15 protein-coding genes and 2 pseudogenes are annotated in these 16,371 nt (G+C 67.0%); 4 read left to right on the top strand and 13 right to left on the bottom strand.

Annotated features, from left to right (window positions below; genetic code table 11):
* The 6 genes and pseudogenes from WAO18_RS09940 to ssd form a co-directional block, all read right to left on the bottom strand.
* Positions 1–80 (bottom strand): annotated as a pseudogene (locus WAO18_RS09940) (hypothetical protein); the annotation flags it as partial.
* Positions 81–103: 23 nt separating this feature from the next.
* On the bottom strand, positions 104–310 hold the full coding sequence (locus WAO18_RS09945; protein WP_422205981.1) for a DUF4244 domain-containing protein: 207 nt from the start codon (positions 308–310) through the stop codon (positions 104–106).
* A gap of 42 nt (positions 311–352) precedes the next feature.
* Complete coding sequence (locus tag WAO18_RS09950; RefSeq protein ID WP_422205982.1) at positions 353–937, bottom strand: type II secretion system F family protein; 585 nt, start codon at positions 935–937, stop codon at positions 353–355.
* A complete protein-coding gene (locus WAO18_RS09955) occupies positions 937–1,731 on the bottom strand; it encodes a type II secretion system F family protein (RefSeq protein WP_422205983.1) in 795 nt (264 codons plus the stop codon). Before WAO18_RS09955 ends, WAO18_RS09950 begins: the two co-directional genes overlap by 1 nt.
* On the bottom strand, positions 1,728–2,891 hold the full coding sequence (locus WAO18_RS09960) for a TadA family conjugal transfer-associated ATPase (protein WP_422205985.1): 1,164 nt from the start codon (positions 2,889–2,891) through the stop codon (positions 1,728–1,730). The genes WAO18_RS09955 and WAO18_RS09960 overlap by 4 nt, the downstream gene beginning before the upstream one ends.
* The gene (ssd, locus tag WAO18_RS09965) at positions 2,888–3,970 is read right to left on the bottom strand and encodes a septum site-determining protein Ssd (RefSeq protein ID WP_422205987.1); all 1,083 of its coding nucleotides are present in this window, start codon (positions 3,968–3,970) and stop codon (positions 2,888–2,890) included. The genes WAO18_RS09960 and ssd overlap by 4 nt, the downstream gene beginning before the upstream one ends.
* Before the next feature lie 389 nt (positions 3,971–4,359).
* Between ssd and WAO18_RS09970 the strand changes: the two genes are divergently transcribed.
* Positions 4,360–5,208, top strand: coding sequence for an HAD-IB family hydrolase (locus tag WAO18_RS09970; protein WP_422205989.1), 849 nt, complete (start codon positions 4,360–4,362; stop codon positions 5,206–5,208).
* A gap of 399 nt (positions 5,209–5,607) precedes the next feature.
* Here WAO18_RS09970 and WAO18_RS09975 read toward each other — a convergent pair whose 3' ends face one another.
* The 5 genes from WAO18_RS09975 to WAO18_RS09995 all read right to left on the bottom strand — a co-directional run bounded on the left by WAO18_RS09975 (position 5,608) and on the right by WAO18_RS09995 (position 11,456).
* Positions 5,608–6,390, bottom strand: coding sequence for an oxidoreductase (locus WAO18_RS09975; protein ID WP_422205990.1), 783 nt, complete (start codon positions 6,388–6,390; stop codon positions 5,608–5,610).
* Entirely contained in the window at positions 6,387–8,015 is a 1,629-nt protein-coding gene (locus tag WAO18_RS09980; protein WP_422205992.1) for a dipeptide ABC transporter ATP-binding protein, read from the bottom strand. The genes WAO18_RS09975 and WAO18_RS09980 overlap by 4 nt, the downstream gene beginning before the upstream one ends.
* A 73-nt stretch (positions 8,016–8,088) precedes the next feature.
* On the bottom strand, positions 8,089–8,961 hold the full coding sequence (locus WAO18_RS09985) for an ABC transporter permease (RefSeq protein WP_422205994.1): 873 nt from the start codon (positions 8,959–8,961) through the stop codon (positions 8,089–8,091).
* A complete protein-coding gene (locus WAO18_RS09990; protein ID WP_422205996.1) occupies positions 8,954–9,880 on the bottom strand; it encodes an ABC transporter permease in 927 nt (308 codons plus the stop codon). The genes WAO18_RS09985 and WAO18_RS09990 overlap by 8 nt, the downstream gene beginning before the upstream one ends.
* 1 nt (position 9,881) lies before the next feature.
* Positions 9,882–11,456, bottom strand: coding sequence for a peptide ABC transporter substrate-binding protein (locus tag WAO18_RS09995; RefSeq protein WP_422206003.1), 1,575 nt, complete (start codon positions 11,454–11,456; stop codon positions 9,882–9,884).
* Positions 11,457–11,690: 234 nt separating this feature from the next.
* On the opposite strand from WAO18_RS09995, the gene acs reads away from it, so the two are divergent.
* A complete protein-coding gene (gene acs, locus WAO18_RS10000; RefSeq protein WP_422205997.1) occupies positions 11,691–13,646 on the top strand; it encodes an acetate--CoA ligase in 1,956 nt (651 codons plus the stop codon).
* Between the two features lie 54 nt (positions 13,647–13,700).
* Here acs and WAO18_RS10005 read toward each other — a convergent pair whose 3' ends face one another.
* Entirely contained in the window at positions 13,701–14,402 is a 702-nt protein-coding gene (locus WAO18_RS10005) for a serine protease (protein WP_422205999.1), read from the bottom strand.
* Between the two features lie 176 nt (positions 14,403–14,578).
* On the opposite strand from WAO18_RS10005, the gene WAO18_RS10010 reads away from it, so the two are divergent.
* The gene (locus tag WAO18_RS10010) at positions 14,579–15,109 is read left to right on the top strand and encodes a phage holin family protein (protein WP_422206005.1); all 531 of its coding nucleotides are present in this window, start codon (positions 14,579–14,581) and stop codon (positions 15,107–15,109) included.
* Positions 15,110–16,069, top strand: coding sequence for an alpha/beta fold hydrolase (locus WAO18_RS10015; RefSeq protein WP_422206001.1), 960 nt, complete (start codon positions 15,110–15,112; stop codon positions 16,067–16,069).
* Here the strand turns inward: WAO18_RS10015 and marP are convergent.
* Positions 16,062–16,371 (bottom strand): annotated as a pseudogene (marP, locus tag WAO18_RS10020) (acid resistance serine protease MarP); the annotation flags it as partial. The gene WAO18_RS10015 and the pseudogene marP overlap by 8 nt on opposite strands.

Here is a 16,371-nt window from a genome sequence, read left to right on the forward strand (position 1 = left end):
TGCATCGACACCGCTGCGATTCCGGCCAGGCACAGCACGAGCACCAAAACCAGAATGGCGACGCCGAACGCCGCCTCCACCGTGGCCGCGCCGGCATCATCGGCTATGCCTTGGTGTTCAGCGCCCGGGCGATGATGTTGGTCAGCGCCGTGACGATCGAGTCGCCGGTCACGACCGCGTAGAGGACCGCCGCGAAGGCCGCGGCCGCGATAGTGCCGATTGCGTATTCCACCGTGGACATCCCTGACTCGTCCGTCGCCAACACCGCGACACGCGCTTTGAATACGTGGAAAGTGTTTGCTGCCTTCATATTTCCTTCCTCGGTTATCCCCGGCGACACCCTCGGGCGCCGTCACAACAAGCCTGACTGCAGTACGTCACCGGCCAGCCCTGCGACCACCGGGATGATGCCCAGGCACACGAACGCCGGCAGGAAACACAGGCCGAGCGGACCGGCGATCAAGACCCCGGCGCGCTCGGCGGCCGCAGCTGCGGTGTGCGCGGCGTCCTGTCGGCATTGCACGGCGAGCGCCGCGACCGCTTCGGCCAGCGCCACGCCCGACACCGAGGACCGGCGCGCCAGCCGCAACAACGCATCGATCTGCGAGTCGACCGATTGACCGGTTGGAGCGGTCCAGGCGACCGCCGGGTCGGCTCCGAGCGCCAGCAGATCGGCCGCGCGACGCAGCACCCGAGCCAGCAGCGGGGGCGCTGACGGCGCCGTCGCGGCCGCAGCAGTCGACACCGCCATACCCGCCGCCAGACACACGGCCAGCACATCCAGACTCGACGCGACGGCCAACGGATCAGGGCCTCGCACCGGACGACGCGACGCTCGCGGTGTGCGGCCCGCCATCCCGGCACGGGCCCGCACGCTCGACGGCCGAGCGTCGCTCAGCAGCGCCGCGGCCAGCAGCATCGCCACAGTTGGGCTCATCACGCCGCCGCCCGATCGGTGATGTGATCCGCCCACAACAATCCACCGCAGACCAGCACCAACCCGATGACCAGCAACACACCGCCCAGACGCCCGCCAAGCAGGAACGCCACCGGGCGGGCTCCGATGAGCTCGCCCATCAACGCCGACAGCACCGGCAGGCCCGCGAGGATGGCGGCCGTCGCACGAGCGCCCGCCATCCCGGACCGCACCTGTCCTGAGAACCGTTGTCGCTCAGCAATATCGCGCTGCGCCGCGTGCATCAAGGCCGACATCGCCAGGCCGTGATCGGCGGCCAATTGCCAGCACACCGCGAGCCGCTCCCACTGCGTCGGCAGCGCCGAGGCGGTGGCCACGCCGCGCAAGCCCGCGGTCACGTCGGCGCCTAACCTGGCGCGCGCTGCCACCGCACGACACGCGCCGGAGACCGGCCCGGATGTTTCCTCAGCCGCCACGGCAAAGGCGGCGGCGGGGTGGGCGCCGACCCGCAGTTCACCGACCAGAACGTCGATCGCGGTCTCCAGTTCGCGGCTCTCAGCTATCCCCCGGCCGGCACAGCTTCGCCGGCGGTAGCGCAGCGACATCGTTCCGGCGACTATCGCTACCGCGAAAACTGTTGTCAACGGCAGTAATACGGCACTAACAGCTAGCGCACACACAGTCAGCCAAGCGGCAGCGTGCGCCGGAAACGGCCTTCGACCCCGGCCGCCACGCGCCAGCCGTCGGCGCGGGGACGACGGAAGTACCACCACCGCAACCGATAACGCAAACGCGGCGGCAGCCGGCCCGGTCATGACGGCGTCCGACCCTGTAGCAGCCGGTGCAATTGGCCGACCTCGTCGGTCGGCCCGCGATCGACATGCCACACCGTGACCGCCCGCACCCGACTATCGATTTCGCTCAGCACGGCGATCTCGTTGAGGCGTCGGCGTCCGGTGCGATCACGGGCGACGTGCAACAGCACCTGAACCGCGGCGGCCAATTGGCTATGCAGCGCAACGCGATCCAGACCACCCAGCACGCCCAGCGCTTCCAATCGTGCCGGGACTTCGCTGGGATTGTTGGCATGCACCGTGCCCGCGCCACCGTCATGGCCGGTGTTCAGCGCAGCGAGCAGATCGACCACTTCGGCGCCGCGGACCTCGCCGACCACGATGCGATCCGGCCGCATCCGGAGCGCCTGGCGGACCAGTTGGCGCACCGTGACCTCGCCGACGCCCTCGACATTGGCGCATCGCGCCACCAGCTTGACCAGATGCGGGTGCGGTGGCGCCAACTCGGCGGCATCTTCGACACAGACGATCCGCTCGTCGGGCGCCACCGCGTTCAGCATCGCCGACAGCAGTGTGGTCTTGCCCGCGCCGGTACCGCCCGACACCAGGAACGCCAGCCGGGCCGCGACGATGCCGTCGATCAGTTCCGCGGCTGCGGGTGCGATGGCGCCGGCGGCGATCAACGCGGCCAGATCCTGGGTGGCCGGCCGCAGCACACGCAGCGACAGGCACGTGCCGGCCACGGCGACCGGCGGCAGGACGGCGTGCAGCCGGACCGCGAAGCCACCGGTGCCTAATCCGGTCAACTGGCCGTCCACCCATGGTTGCGCGTCGTCGAGCCGCCGGCCTGCCGCCAGCGCCAGCCGCTGCGCCAATCGCCGCACGGCAGCTTCGTCAGCAAATCGAATATCAGTGCGCCGCAACCTGTTTCCGTCGTCAACCCAGACCGCGTCTGGCGCACTGACCAGCACATCGGTCGTACCGTCGGCGCACAACAGTGGTTCGAGAATTCCCGCGCCGGTCAGTTCGGTTTGCAGCAGCCGAAGGTTGCTCAGCAGTTCGGTGTCGCCGAGTACCCCGCCGGATTCGGCCCTGATCGCATCGGCCACCACCTTGGGTCTCAGCGGCGCGGATTCGGTCGCCAGCCGTTCGCGTACCCGATCGATGAGTGAGCCCGTCATGCGGCGCGGCCCTCAGCATCCGGATGCACCGGCAGCACGGCGAGGACGCGGCGAGCCGCTGCCGCCAGCACCGAGCGACGGCCTAGCCGCAAGCCCCCGTGCTCGAGCTGCTCCGGCAGCCCCGGCTCGGGTTTCATCGCCGTCAACAGCGGAACCGTCGCGATATCAGCCACCTCGTCGGCCCGCAGGCCGCCCGGCGACGGGCCCCGTACGACCAGCCCGATACTGGGGTTGATACCGGCCAGCACTGGGACGATCGTCGCGGTGGCTGCACATGCCCGCACGTCGCATGGAGTGACCACCACGACGAGATCTGCTGTATCCAAGGCAATCTCAACAGCATCGGTCAGCCGGCGCGGGAGGTCGCAGACCACAGTCGCTCCGCCGCGTCGGCCGGCGTCGAGAACCGCTTGCACTGCGGCGGAATCCAATTCGCGGCCACGCCGGGTACCCGACAGCATGCTTATCCCACGGTGTCGCGGTAATGCGTCGCGCACCGCGGACCAGGCCAGCCGTCCGCCTTCGAGCGCCAGATCTGGCCAGCGCACACCGGGAGCAGTTTCGGCGCCGACCAGCAGATCGATGCCGCCGGCCCAGGGATCCACGTCGACCAGAAGTGCATCGCCAGCGGTCTGCGCCAGCGCCACCGCTAACAGTGAAGCGCCCGCGCCGCCGCACCCGCCGATCACCGCCACCACCGCGCCGCGAGCGCCGTCGTCGCGTGCAGTTTCACCGGCATCCGCGAGCTCGCGAACCAGATCATGTTCTTGCGCAGGTAGTTTCAGCACGTGTGCGGCGCCGACGTCGATGGCGGCAGCCCAGGTCGCCGGTGCCGGGCCGTCGCCCGTCACCACGATCACGTGCGCACGGCGTGGTAATCCGGTCACCGAACACCCCTGTGCCGAGGCCTCGTCAAGGACAACCGCCGACGCCGCCGACCACGCTTTCCTGCTCACCGGTAATGCGTTGCCGGCGTGGACAACTCGCACTCCGACGGCGGCAGCAACCCGGTCCAGCTCGTCGCGCAGTGCGGGCTCGGCAAGTACAGCCAGAATCCCGCGGACGTCCGTGATCGTCATCGTCCCACCGTGCCGATTCACGGCCAGTTATCGCCAGTCGCGCGGCAGGATTTGTGGACAACATCGGGTCTGTGCACAAACGACCGACTGCGGCCGAGCTAAGGACTTACCCGAGAAAAGGGACGACCCCCGCCAGGGGGGGAGGAGGCGAGGGTCGTCGTGTATCAGCCCCGGGGGGTCGGGCTGATACACCCTCGGCTAAGCCGAGTGATCCTTACTATACACATGACAGTGTGACGCAGTGCAAGGGTTGCTTGCGAAAGATGAATACAACCTTTAAGTAGCTGAACCAACACGATTTTGGCAGGCACGGGGGGTTGGACTGTGCCTGACCGGCGGTTTTGCCGGCAGCGTCGCGATTTGCCGACGGACCGCCCTATGCTGGTGCGGTGCCCGCTCCCGACTCGGCCGCTGACCAGCAAACATCATCGACGCCCGCCAGCCCCGGTCCGCGCACGGCAGCTTTTTTCGATCTCGACAAGACGATCATCGCCAAATCCAGCACGCTGGCGTTCAGCAAACCCTTTTTCGCCCAGGGTTTGATCAACCGCCGTGCCGTTCTGAAGTCCAGTTACGCCCAGTTCTTGTTCCTGCTCTCCGGCGCCGACCACGACCAGATGGATCGGATGCGGATCCATCTGACCAACATGTGCACCGGCTGGGACGTCGAGCAGATCAAGTCGATCGTCAACGAGACGCTGCACGACATCGTCACGCCGCTGGTGTTCGCCGAGGCCGCCGACCTGATCGCCAGCCACAAGCTGTGCGGGCGCGACGTCGTGGTGGTGTCGGCATCCGGTGAGGAGTTGGTCGCGCCGATCGCCCGCGCGCTGGGAGCCACCCACGCGATGGCGACCCGCATGGTCGTCGAGGACGGCAAGTACACCGGCGAGATCGGGTTCTACTGCTACGGCGAAGGCAAGGTGCAGGCGATCCGCGAGCTGGCGGCGCGCGAGGGCTATCCGCTCGAGCACTGCTACGCGTACTCCGATTCCATCACCGATATGCCGATGCTCGAGGTGGTCGGCCACCCGAGCGTGGTCAATCCCGACCGCGCCCTGCGGCGGGAAGCAACCGCCCGCGACTGGCCGGTGCTGGAGTTCTCCCGCCCGGTCTCGCTGCGCGACCGCATCCCCGCGCCGTCCGGCGCTGCCGTCGCCACCACGGCCGCAGTAGGAATCAGCGCGCTGGCCGCTGGAGCGCTGACCTACTCGCTGCTGCGCCGGCTGTCGCTGTAGCCGGAGCTTTCAGCAAACTTGCGATGTCACGGGTCGGCATCACTTCAGCTTTTTAACAACAATTGACTCTTGCTGTGACCGGGGTCACGTAGTACAAAGGATTCACGGAAGCCCGGTGCGGCCAAGATCGGTCCAGAAGAGAAGGGCCTGTCTCCCGAACAGGGCAACCCAGCACGGTTCCCGGCACCCACGCGGAGTCATAGCCGCGATAATGGCAGAAGTGTTGCGGGCCTGCGTAATTGCGAAGAGTGAACGGTTTGGACGGCCCTTTGGGTGGGGCTGCAGCCGGGAGCGTCGCGAGATCGCCGAGGCCACCCCACGCAACCCACAGATGCACGCATGGTAACCGAGACCCGTGCTAGCGGGCGGCGAGCCGAATCCTTCGGTACGCCGCCCGCTTTATTCGTCTGAAGCGCCTGCCGCCGGCCGTTCGGCCAGCGTCTCAGCAATCGACAGCGCCTCCTGCGCGCCGGAACGCATGGCCCGGCACGACAACACCAGCCAGGCGGTCATGCCGTCGGGTGTTCCCTGCGCGAAGCCGCGCGCCGCGTCACGGTAGTCGGCGGCCCGACGCATCCACCCGACCTCCGGTACGCCGAGCCCGTGCGGGTCGAGACCCGTCGCGATCGTCACCAGTCGCGACACCGCGCGCGCCACCACGCCGTCCGCGGTGCCGAACGGAGCCAGGGTCAGCAATTCGCCGTGCGCGACCGCGGCGATCACCGGCGCCGGTGCGCGGGTGCCGCCAGTGACGATCTCGGCGAGCAACTCCAACCGGGGTCCGACGTCGGCATCGGCGCGCGGCCGGCCCAGCCGGCTCTCGTCGACCCGATCGGCGGCGGCCAGCATGTGCAGTCGCGCCAGCGCCTGCAGCGGCGCGCGCTGCCACACGCCGACCAGGTTGGTCTCGCCACCCTCCAGCGCCTGCGCGACGCGCAGGGCTCCGGCGAAGACCGGGTCTTCCATCACCGAGACGTCGATTTGGTCGTCGAGCTTGCGGCCGCCACCGTCCAGCACCGCCGAGGCCCGTGCCGACCGCAGCGCCGCCTCGGCGGCGGTCACCGGCCAGCGTCGCAGGTTGGCGCGGTGGCGATGCGCCCGGCCGAGCGCCTCACGGGCCTGGTCGCTGGCCGCGGCGACACCGGGCAGCTCCATCAGCGGAGCCAGCGGATCAGCACTCACGAGCTGTCAGGATAGCCAGCCCGGCCACCAGGGATCGCGGCCAGTAGTTGCCGGGTGTACTCGTCGCTCGGCGAGCTGAACACATCCGCGGTCGACGCGTGCTCGACCACCCGGCCCGCGCGCATCACCATGACCTCGTCGGCGATCTGCCGAATCACCGCAAGGTCGTGGCTGATGAACAGGTACGTCAGGCCGAGAGCCGCCTGCAACTCGGTGAGCAATTCCAGGATCTGCGCTTGCACCAGCACGTCGAGCGCGGACACCGCCTCGTCGCACACCAGCACCTCGGGCCGCAGCGCCAGTGCACGCGCGATCGCCACCCGTTGACGTTGACCGCCGGACAGTTCACGGGGGCGGCGGGTCAGCAGCGACAACGGCAGCGCGACCTGCTCGGCGAGCTCGCGGACGGCCTGCTGACGCTGTCGGCGATCGCCAATCCGATGGATGCGCAATGGTTCGGAGATGATGTGCGCAACCGAGTACATCGGATCCAGGCTGCCGTAGGGATTCTGGAACACCGGTTGCACTCTACGGCGAAACGCCAGCGTCTCGCGGCGGCTCATCGATGCGGCATCGGTTACATCGATGCCGTCGAAAACGACTGTGCCCGAGCTGGGTTGAAGCAGACCGAGCACCATCCGGGCCAGTGTCGATTTCCCGGAGCCGGATTCACCAGCGATCGCCAGCGTGCTGGCCCGCCGCAACCGAAACGACACGTCGTCAACGGCACGCACCTCTGCCTTGCGCCACGGCGCCCCGCCGGATGGTCGGTAGACCTTGGTCAACCTGGAAGCGACGATCACATCCGGCGCATCGGGGGTGGCGTGCCGCACGATCTGGGGGCCGTGCAACGACGGCGCGGCCGCCACCAGCCGCTGGGTGTACGGATGCTGTGGATCATCCAGAATCGCTTGCGCCGAACCGGTTTCCACTATTGAGCCCTGGTACATCACGATCAGGCGTTCGGCTCGTTCGGCGGCCAGGGCAAGGTCATGGGTGATCAGCAGCACCGCGGTGCCCAGCTCGCCCGCGAGATGCTGGAGGTGATCGAGCACCTGGCGTTGCACGGTGACATCCAATGCCGAGGTCGGCTCGTCGGCGATCAGCAGCCGAGGCCGGCCGGCCAGCCCGATGGCGATCAGTGCACGCTGGCACATGCCGCCGGAGAGTTGATGGGGGTACTGCCCGGACCGCAACCCCGGTTCTGGCATCCCCGCGTCGGCGAGCAGTTGGATCGCCTGCTGCCCAGACGGCTTGATACCGTTTGCGCGCAATGCTTCTCGTACCTGAAAGCCGACCTTCCAAACCGGGTTCAGGTTGGCCATCGGGTCCTGCGGCACGTAACCGATGCCGGCGCCCCGGACGGACCGGAGCTGTCGCTGGTCGGCGGCGGTGAGGTCGACGCTGTCAAAGGTTATGCGGCCGGCGGTGATTCGCCCACCGGGCGAAAGCAGACCCAGAATCGCCGTGGCGGTGGTCGACTTGCCGGAGCCTGACTCGCCGACGATCGCCACCGTCTGACCGGCCCGCACCTCGAGATCGACACCCCGAACCGCCGGAACATCGTCGCCGAAGCTGACCTCGAGGCCGGCGACACTCAACAGCGGCGACCCAGCTGTGCTCATCTGCGCCGCTCTCCCCCGCAAGCGGGAGGTGCCCCCACCTCATCGCTGCGCTCTGCATCGTCGCCGGCGCGCGTCATAGCGGCCGCGCCCGCGACGTCGGGTCCAGAGCGTCGCGCAACACGTCGCCCATGATCATGAAAGCCAGCACCGTCAACGCCAGCGCACCAGCGGGGTAGAACAAAATCGGCGAACCGGCGCGCAGCCGGATCTGGTCGACGTTGATGTCGCCGCCCCACGACACCACCGACGGCGGCAACCCCACCCCCAGGTAGGACAGCGTGGCCTCGGTGACGATGAACAAGCCGAGCGCGATCGTGGACATCGCGATGACCGGACCGATCGCATTGGGCACGACGTGGCGGACCAATATTCCAAATCTGCTCAACCCCAGCGCTCTCGCTGCCAGCACGTAGTCGCTACCGCGGACCGAGAGAACGGCCCCGCGCGCGATCCGGGCGATCTGCGGCCAACCGAACAGCGCCAGGATGACGATCACCGTCCAGACCGTGCGGTGATGCATGACCTGCATCAGGACAATCGCGGCCAGCAGCAGCGGGATACCGAAGAACACGTCGGCGATCCGGGACACCACCGCGTCGACCCACCCGCCGTAGAAGCCGGCCAGCGCTCCAAGCGCCCCGCCGACCAGAAACACCAGCACGGTGGCGCCCAAACCAACGGTGATCGAGGCGCGTGCGCCGTACATGGTGCGCGCATAGATATCGTGACCCTGCAGGTCGGTGCCGAACCAATGCGCGGCCGAGGGAGCCAGCAGACTCTGGTCCGGATTCGCGTAACCGGGATCGGCGACGGTGAATAACGACGGAAACACCGCGACGACGATCACCAGCGCGATCAGCGCAGCGCTGACGATGAACTTTGGCCGACGACGCAGTCCCCGCCACACGTCTGCCCAAAATCCCACGCTGACAACGGTTTCAGCCATAGCGAATCCTGGGGTCAAGTGCCGCGTACAGCAGGTCCACGGCCAGGTTGGTGACGAGGTAAACGACCACGAGCACCGTCACGATCGACACCACGGTCGGCGCTTCCTGACGCGTGACGGCCTGATAGAGCACACCGCCGACGCCGTGGACATTGAAGATGCCTTCGGTGACGATCGCCCCGCCCATCAGGGCCCCCAGGTCGGCGCCGAGGAACGTCACCACCGGGATCAGCGAATTGCGCAGGATGTGCACCGTCACCACCCGCGACCTCGACAAGCCCTTGGCCGTTGCGGTGCGCACATAGTCGGCGTGTGCGTTGTCGGCCACCGCCGATCGGGTCAACCGAACTACATAGGCGAAAGATGCTGAGCCCAGTACGATCCCGGGCAGCAGCAGCCGGGCGAACGTCGGCTGATCACCGACCGTCACCGCCGCTATACCCAGCCGAACCCCGAAGACGAACTGCGCGAGAAAGCCCAACACGAAGATCGGGACCGCGATGATGATCAGGCTGACGATCAGCACGGCGCCGTCGAACAGCCCGCCCTGACGCAGCCCGGCGATCACGCCGAACCCGACACCGAACAGCGCCTCCACCGCAAGCGCGATCAACGCCAACTTGAAGGTCACCGGAAATGCCTGCGCCAGAACGGTACTGACCGGTAGTCCAGAGTAGGCACGGCCCAGGTCGCCGTGCGCAATACCACCAAGGTAATGCAGGTACTGCAGCAAGAACGGATCGTTGAGGTGATATTGCGCGCGCAGCTGTGCGGCCACCGCCGGGCTCAGCGGGCGATCGCCGCCCAGGGCCGCGATCGGGTCGCCGGGCAGCAGGAAGACCATGCCGTAGATCAGCAGCGTGGCGCCCAGAAAAACTGGGATCATCGCCGCGGTGCGCCGGGTGATGTACCAGACCATCTCAGGCCTTCACGATGTCTTCGTAGTCGGGCAGCCCGTTCCAGGTCAGCTCGACGTGGCTGACCGCCGGCGAGTGTCCGGCGACGGCAACCGTGTACCACAGCGGTACGACCGGCATGTCCTGCAACAGGATTCGCTGCGCATCGTTGGCGAGCCGATACGACTGCGGCAAGTCGTGAGCGGCTTCGGCGTCGGCCATCGCGGCGTCGAACCGGGGGTTGGAGTAACCGACATCGTCGGCGCCGGCACCGGTGACGAACAACGGCTCCAAGAACTCCAGCATCGACGGAAAGTCGCCCTGCCACCCCGCGCGGAATGCGGTGCCGATCGTGCGACTGGTGATTTGAGTCCGAAAGCCGGCGAACGTGGGCTGGGGCGCCCCCACGGCGTCGATGCCCAACGTGTTCTTGATGCTGGTGGCGATCGCGTCCACCCACTCCTGGTGCGAGCCGTCCGCGTTGTAGGCAATCGCGTATCTGCCAGTCCATTTCGAGATCGCGTCGGCCTGCGACCAGAGCCGTCGCGCACGGTCCGGGTCGAAGTTCAGTGCGTCGTTACCGTCGATGCCGGCGTCGAATCCGGGTAGCGAACTCGCGGTGAAATCGCGGGCCGGTGCGCGTGCACCGGAGAAGATGTTGCGACAGATCTGGTCGCGGTTGACCGCAGCCGACAGCGCGAGCCGGCGCAACCGGCCCTCTTCACCGGAGAAGTGCGGCAGCCGCAACGGAGTGTCCAGCGACTGGTTGGCCGCCGCCGGCGCGGTGACCGCGCGATCGCCGAGGTCCCGGCGGTACACGGGCAGCACGCTTGGCGGAATCGTTTCCAACACATCGAGATTGCTCGACAGCAGGTCAGCGTAGGCGGTGTCGAGATTGGCGTAGAAGACGAACCGCAAACCCTTGTTCTGCGGCATCCTGTTGCCGTGATAGCCGGGGTTGGTCATCAGGTCGAGTTTGACGTTGTGCTGCCAGGCGGGATTGCCTGGCGCGTCGGCAAGTCGGTAGGGGCCATTACCTATCGGGTGCTGGCCGAACGACGACATATCCTTCAGCGCCGCGGCGGGCAGCGGATAGAACGGTGAAAAGCCAAGTCGCAGAGTGAAATCAATGGTCGGCCCCTTGAGCCGAACAGTGAACTGGTGGTCGTTGATCACCTGTAGCCCCGACATCGCAGTCGCCGTCGGCGTAGCTGCGGCCACCTCGTCGAATCCGGCGATGGGTGAGAAAAAGCTCTGCTGCAGTTGAGCATTGGTGGCCAGCGCACCGTAGTTCCAAGCGTCGACGAACGAATGCGCCGTGACCGGCGAACCGTCGCTGAACGTCCAGCCGGGCTTGAGCGTGATCCGGTAGTTGACGTCGTCGGTGGTCTCGATCGCGCTCGCGACCTCCAGCGCGGGCCTGCCCTTGGCATCATAGGACATCAAGCCGGCGAACAGCCGGTCGACGATCCGGCCGCCGTTGGAGTCGTTGGTGTTGGTCGGGATCAGCGGATTCTGCGGCTCGCCCGCATTGACGATGACCACATCGGTACGGACTGTGCCGACCCCGCAGCCGGTCAGCGACGCGGCAGCCAGCATCGCGGTCACCGCGAGGAAGCGAAACCGATGCAAGCCTCCTCCTCCGATCGCCAATACATTTTCGCGGCCGCCGCTTGAGACGGCTCGCTTTCGCGGTTCAAGGTCTCCTTTCCGGGGCCCGCGCGACTGTATTGTCTGCAGCCACTCAAAAGTTAACCCAACCTGACCCGGCCTCGTTTGTCCGGTTCCTCGACGGCCACACGGCCGTATCGTCACCGGACTACGCTCGTGCGCGTGACCGAGACGCACACCGAGGCATCGTCGTATGCACCGTCAACAGAGTTCGCCGCGGAGGCCAACGCCCGCGATGGCCTGTATGAACAGGCCGAGCAGGACCGGCTGGCGTTCTGGGCTGAGCAGGCCAATCGACTCTCTTGGGCCACACCGTTTTCCGAGGTGCTGGACTGGTCGGCGCGGCCGTTTGCCAAATGGTTCACCGACGGCAAACTCAACGTCACCTACAACTGCGTGGACCGGCACGTCGAAGCCGGTAACGGCGGCCGGGTCGCCATCCATTGGGAGGGCGAGCGGATCGGCGACGACCGCACACTGACCTACAGCGATCTGCAGACCGAAGTGAGCAAAGCCGCCAACGCGCTCACGGACCTGGGGCTGGTCGCCGGGGACCGCGTCGCGATTTATCTGCCGATGATCCCCGAAGCCGTGGTCGCGATGCTGGCCTGTGCGCGCTTAGGCGTGCTGCACAGCGTGGTGTTCGCCGGGTTCACCGCCACCGCGCTGGGCGCCCGGATCGCCGACGCCGAGGCCAAGCTGCTGATCACCGCCGATGGACAGTTCCGCCGCGGCAAGCCCGCGCCGTTGAAAGAAGCGGCCGACCAAGCGGTCACCGACGCCAGCACGATCGAACACGTCCTGGTGGTCCGGCGCACCGGCGGCGACGTGCCCTGGACCCAGGGCCGCGACGTGTGGTGGCACGACGTCGTCGACTCGGCGTCGCCGGACCACCAAGCCGAGGCGTTCGACGCCGAGCATCCGCTGTTCCTGCTGTACACCTCGGGCACCACCGGCAAGCCCAAAGGCATCGTGCACACCAGCGGCGGTTATCTCACACAGGCTTCCTACACCCACCACAACATCTTCGACATCAAGCCCGAAACCGACGTGTTCTGGTGCACCGCCGACATCGGCTGGGTCACCGGCCACACCTACAGCGTCTATGGGCCGCTGTCCAACGGCGCCAGCCAGATCATCTACGAGGGAACCCCGGACTCCCCCGACCAGCACCGGCACTTTCAGATCATCGAAAAGTATGGCGTGACAATCTATTACACGGCTCCCACGATGATCCGGACGTTCATGAAGTGGGGTCGCAAAATTCCAGACGCCCACGACCTGTCCAGCCTGCGGTTGCTGGGGACGGTCGGCGAGCCGATCAACCCGGAGGCGTGGCGCTGGTACCGCCAAGTCATCGGCCGTGACAGCATCCCGATCGTCGACACCTGGTGGCAGACCGAGACCGGATCGGCGATGATCTCCCCGCTGCCCGGCGTCGCGGCCGCCAAACCCGGCTCGGCGATGACGCCGCTGCCCGGCGTCTCGGCCAAGATCGTCGACGACGATGGCAACCAGCTCTCGCTGCCGTCGTCCGACGAAGGCGAGCACACCAGCGGCTATCTCGTGCTCGATCAGCCCTGGCCGTCGATGCTGCGCGGCATCTGGGGCGACCCGGACCGCTTCCGCGAGACGTACTGGTCGAAGTTCGCCCAGCAGGGCTGGTACTTCGCCGGCGACGGCGCACGTTACGACTCCGACGGGGCGATCTGGATCCTGGGCCGCATCGACGACGTGATGAACGTGTCGGGGCACCGCATCTCCACCGCGGAGGTGGAGTCGGCGTTGGTCGGCCACTCCGGCGTGGCCGAGGCCGCGGTGGTGGGCGCGACCGACGAGACCACCGGTCAGGCGATCTGCGCTTTCGTTGTCCTGGAGGCAGACCACGCGCAGACGACGGGCGCGGAGATCATCGACGAGCTGCGTGCAGAGGTCGCCCGGGTGATCTCACCGATCGCCCGGCCGCGTGAACTGCACGTGGTGCCAGAGTTGCCCAAGACCCGCAGCGGCAAGATCATGCGGCGCCTGCTGCGCGACATCGCCGAGAAGCGCGAACTCGGCGACACCTCCACGCTGCTCGACCCGGGTGTGTTCGACGCGATCCGCGCCGCGCCATGACGATGCGGGCCGGAACGGCCCGAGGAGGAGTAGGGCATCTCAGCCCAGTAAGAACTAGCCAGGAACCGGGGCGAATCCCACGCCGGGACGGTTCTTGGCGGCCAGGTCGGCCAATATCGCGTTGATCGACTGCACCACCGCCGGAGTGTGCAACGGGACGTATTTCGTGATACACGCCGGCAGATTCTCGCTGAACGCGCCGTGGATCATGCCGACCAGCTGGTCGTTGACGGTGACCGGACCGCCCGAATCGCCCGGCCGTCCGCACACCTGCATCACGATGGTGCCCGGATCCTGCCCCGGGCCCCACGTGACGCCGCACGAGTTGCCGGTGGTGCGGCCCTGCTTGCAGGCAACCTGGCCGAAGGCCGGATCTGGTCCGATGCCGTTGATCGCGAAGCCGCCGACGTTGGCAAGCGGCGCCACCTTGGCGCGGTCAAACTGAATCACCGCGTAGTCGAGGGCGTCGTTGCCGGCCACCATGGTGCCGACGTTTCCGTGGTCTTTCGCCGCCTCCGAGGCGACCACCGCGCCGGGGCCGCCGCAGTGCGCCGAGGTGAAACCGATCAGCTCGCCCTTGGCGTCGGTGCCGATGGTGGTCAACGTGCACAGGCTGTCGCCGTTGACGATGATGCCCGACCCGCCGCCAAGCGGGACCCGATCGTCACCTCGTGCGGGCACCCCGCTCAACCCGACCGCGCAAGCCGCGACCAATGCCGTCGCAAGGCGAATCAGCCGACGACACGAGGTCTGCAAGGCGATTCTCCCGTCGAGAAAAATGGACGCGCGCCGTAAACGGCGGCGCCAGTCTAGCGTGATCAATGCCCACCAGCGTTGATGTCGAAACCGTCCGGCAGGGCTCGGTGGCCTCGTCTGACATCGCACTGCATGGCAACATGAACCGCGACGACACCAGCCCGGAAGGACCGTCTGTGAGCAAGTCAGATCGAAAGAACGCCGACCGCACGGACGGGGTTCCGCGCACGCTGACCACCATTCCGTTGACCGACCCGCACGCGCTGTCCGTCGAGCCGTCGATCGGCGAGCTGGTCAAGGACGCTACCGCGCACATGTCGACGCTGGTGCGCGCGGAGGTCGAGCTGGCCCGCGCCGAGATCACCCGCGACGTCAAGAAGGGCCTGACCGGCAGCGTCTTCTTCATCGCGGCGCTGGTGGTGCTGTTCTACTCGACCTTCTTTTTCTTCTTCTTCCTGGCCGAACTGCTCGACACCTGGATCTGGCGGTGGGCCGCCTACCTGATCGTGTTCGGGATCATGGTGGTGGTCACCATTGCCCTGGCACTGTTCGGCTATCTCAAGGTCCGGCGCATCCGGGGCCCGCAGCAGACCATCGAGTCGGTCAAGGAAACGCGCTCGGCACTCACGCCGGGCCATGACAAGTCCTCGGCGCCGGCGCTCAATTCCGCGCAGGGTGGGACACCCGCCGACCCCTCGGGTTGGTAGATGGCCCCACCAGATCCGTCGGTCACACGCATCGACGGTCCGTGGCGCCATCTGGACGTGCACGCCAACGGCATTCGGTTCCACGTCGTCGAGGCGACACCAGACGGCCAGGCCGCACCTTCGACCGCGCAGCCGCTGGTGATCATGCTGCACGGGTTCGGCTCGTTCTGGTGGTCGTGGCGTCACCAGTTGCGCGGCTTGACCGGAGCCCGCGTGGTCGCGGTGGACTTGCGGGGCTACGGCGGCAGCGACAAACCACCCCGCGGGTATGACGGCTGGACATTAGCCGGAGACACCGCCGGGCTGATCCGGGCGCTGGGGCACACGTCGGCGACACTGGTCGGTCACGCCGACGGCGGGCTGGTGTGCTGGGCGACCTCGGTGCTGCACGCACGTCAGGTGCGCGCGATCGCGGTGATCAGCTCGCCGCACCCGGCCGCGCTGCGCCGCTCGGCGCTGACCCGTCGTGATCAGGGCCGGGCGCTACTGCCCTCACTGCTGCGCTATCAGGTGCCGATCTGGCCGGAGCGCGCGCTGACCCGGCATAACGGTAGCGAGATCGAGCATCTGATACGCAGCCGAGCCGGAGCTAAATGGCTTGCCTCCGATGACTTTTCCGAGTCGATCGGTCACGTGCGACAGGCGATTCAGATCAGATCGGCCGCGCATTGTGCGTTGGAATATCAACGTTGGGCGGTGCGCAGTCAGCTCCGCGACGAAGGCCGGCGCTTCATGAGATCGATGAGCCGGCCGTTCGGAATTCCGATGCTACACATTCACGGCGATGCCGATCCTTACGTGCTGGACGATCCGGTCGAGCGGACACAGCGCTACGCGCCGCATGGTCGCTACGTATCAATCTCCGGCGCAGGACATTTCAGTCACGAGGAAAAGCCTGACGAGGTGAACGGTCACCTGTCGCGGTTCCTCGATCGGGTGTACCGATCACCCCTCAACTGACACACTGGCCGGTGGGCACCGGCGCGGTGTCACCGATGTGCGCCAGCTGAGTGGCCACCTCTTTGGCGGTCAGCACAAAACCGGTGTCGTTGTCGTCGACCGCTGCGCCGAAGACTACGCCGATCACCTGTCCGTCGAGATCGATCAGTGGTCCACCCGAATTGCCTTGTTCCACATTGGCTCTGACCGTGTAGACCTCGCGATTGATCGTCGCCTTGCGGTAGATATCGGGTACGTTGAGTTCGATGAGCTCCCGGATCCTGGCCGGCGTCGCCATGAATCCACCGCCACCCGGGTAACCC

The organism is Mycobacterium sp., from assembly GCF_049278535.1.
Taxonomy (GTDB): domain Bacteria; phylum Actinomycetota; class Actinomycetes; order Mycobacteriales; family Mycobacteriaceae; genus Mycobacterium.

Excerpts from the sequence above, each read along its gene's own strand:
- WAO18_RS09990 (WP_422205996.1), bottom strand. The coding sequence starts at position 9,880 with ATGGTCTGGTACATCACCCGGCGCACCGCGGCGATGATCCCAGTTTTT.
- WAO18_RS09995 (WP_422206003.1), bottom strand. The coding sequence starts at position 11,456 with ATGCTGGCTGCCGCGTCGCTGACCGGCTGCGGGGTCGGCACAGTCCGT.
- WAO18_RS09945 (WP_422205981.1), bottom strand. The coding sequence starts at position 310 with ATGAAGGCAGCAAACACTTTCCACGTATTCAAAGCGCGTGTCGCGGTG.
- WAO18_RS09960 (WP_422205985.1), bottom strand. The coding sequence starts at position 2,891 with ATGACGGGCTCACTCATCGATCGGGTACGCGAACGGCTGGCGACCGAA.
- WAO18_RS10015 (WP_422206001.1), top strand. The coding sequence starts at position 15,110 with ATGGCCCCACCAGATCCGTCGGTCACACGCATCGACGGTCCGTGGCGC.
- WAO18_RS09955 (WP_422205983.1), bottom strand. The coding sequence starts at position 1,731 with ATGACCGGGCCGGCTGCCGCCGCGTTTGCGTTATCGGTTGCGGTGGTG.
- ssd (WP_422205987.1), bottom strand. The coding sequence starts at position 3,970 with ATGACGATCACGGACGTCCGCGGGATTCTGGCTGTACTTGCCGAGCCC.
- WAO18_RS09985 (WP_422205994.1), bottom strand. The coding sequence starts at position 8,961 with ATGGCTGAAACCGTTGTCAGCGTGGGATTTTGGGCAGACGTGTGGCGG.
- WAO18_RS09980 (WP_422205992.1), bottom strand. The coding sequence starts at position 8,015 with ATGAGCACAGCTGGGTCGCCGCTGTTGAGTGTCGCCGGCCTCGAGGTC.
- WAO18_RS09950 (WP_422205982.1), bottom strand. The coding sequence starts at position 937 with ATGAGCCCAACTGTGGCGATGCTGCTGGCCGCGGCGCTGCTGAGCGAC.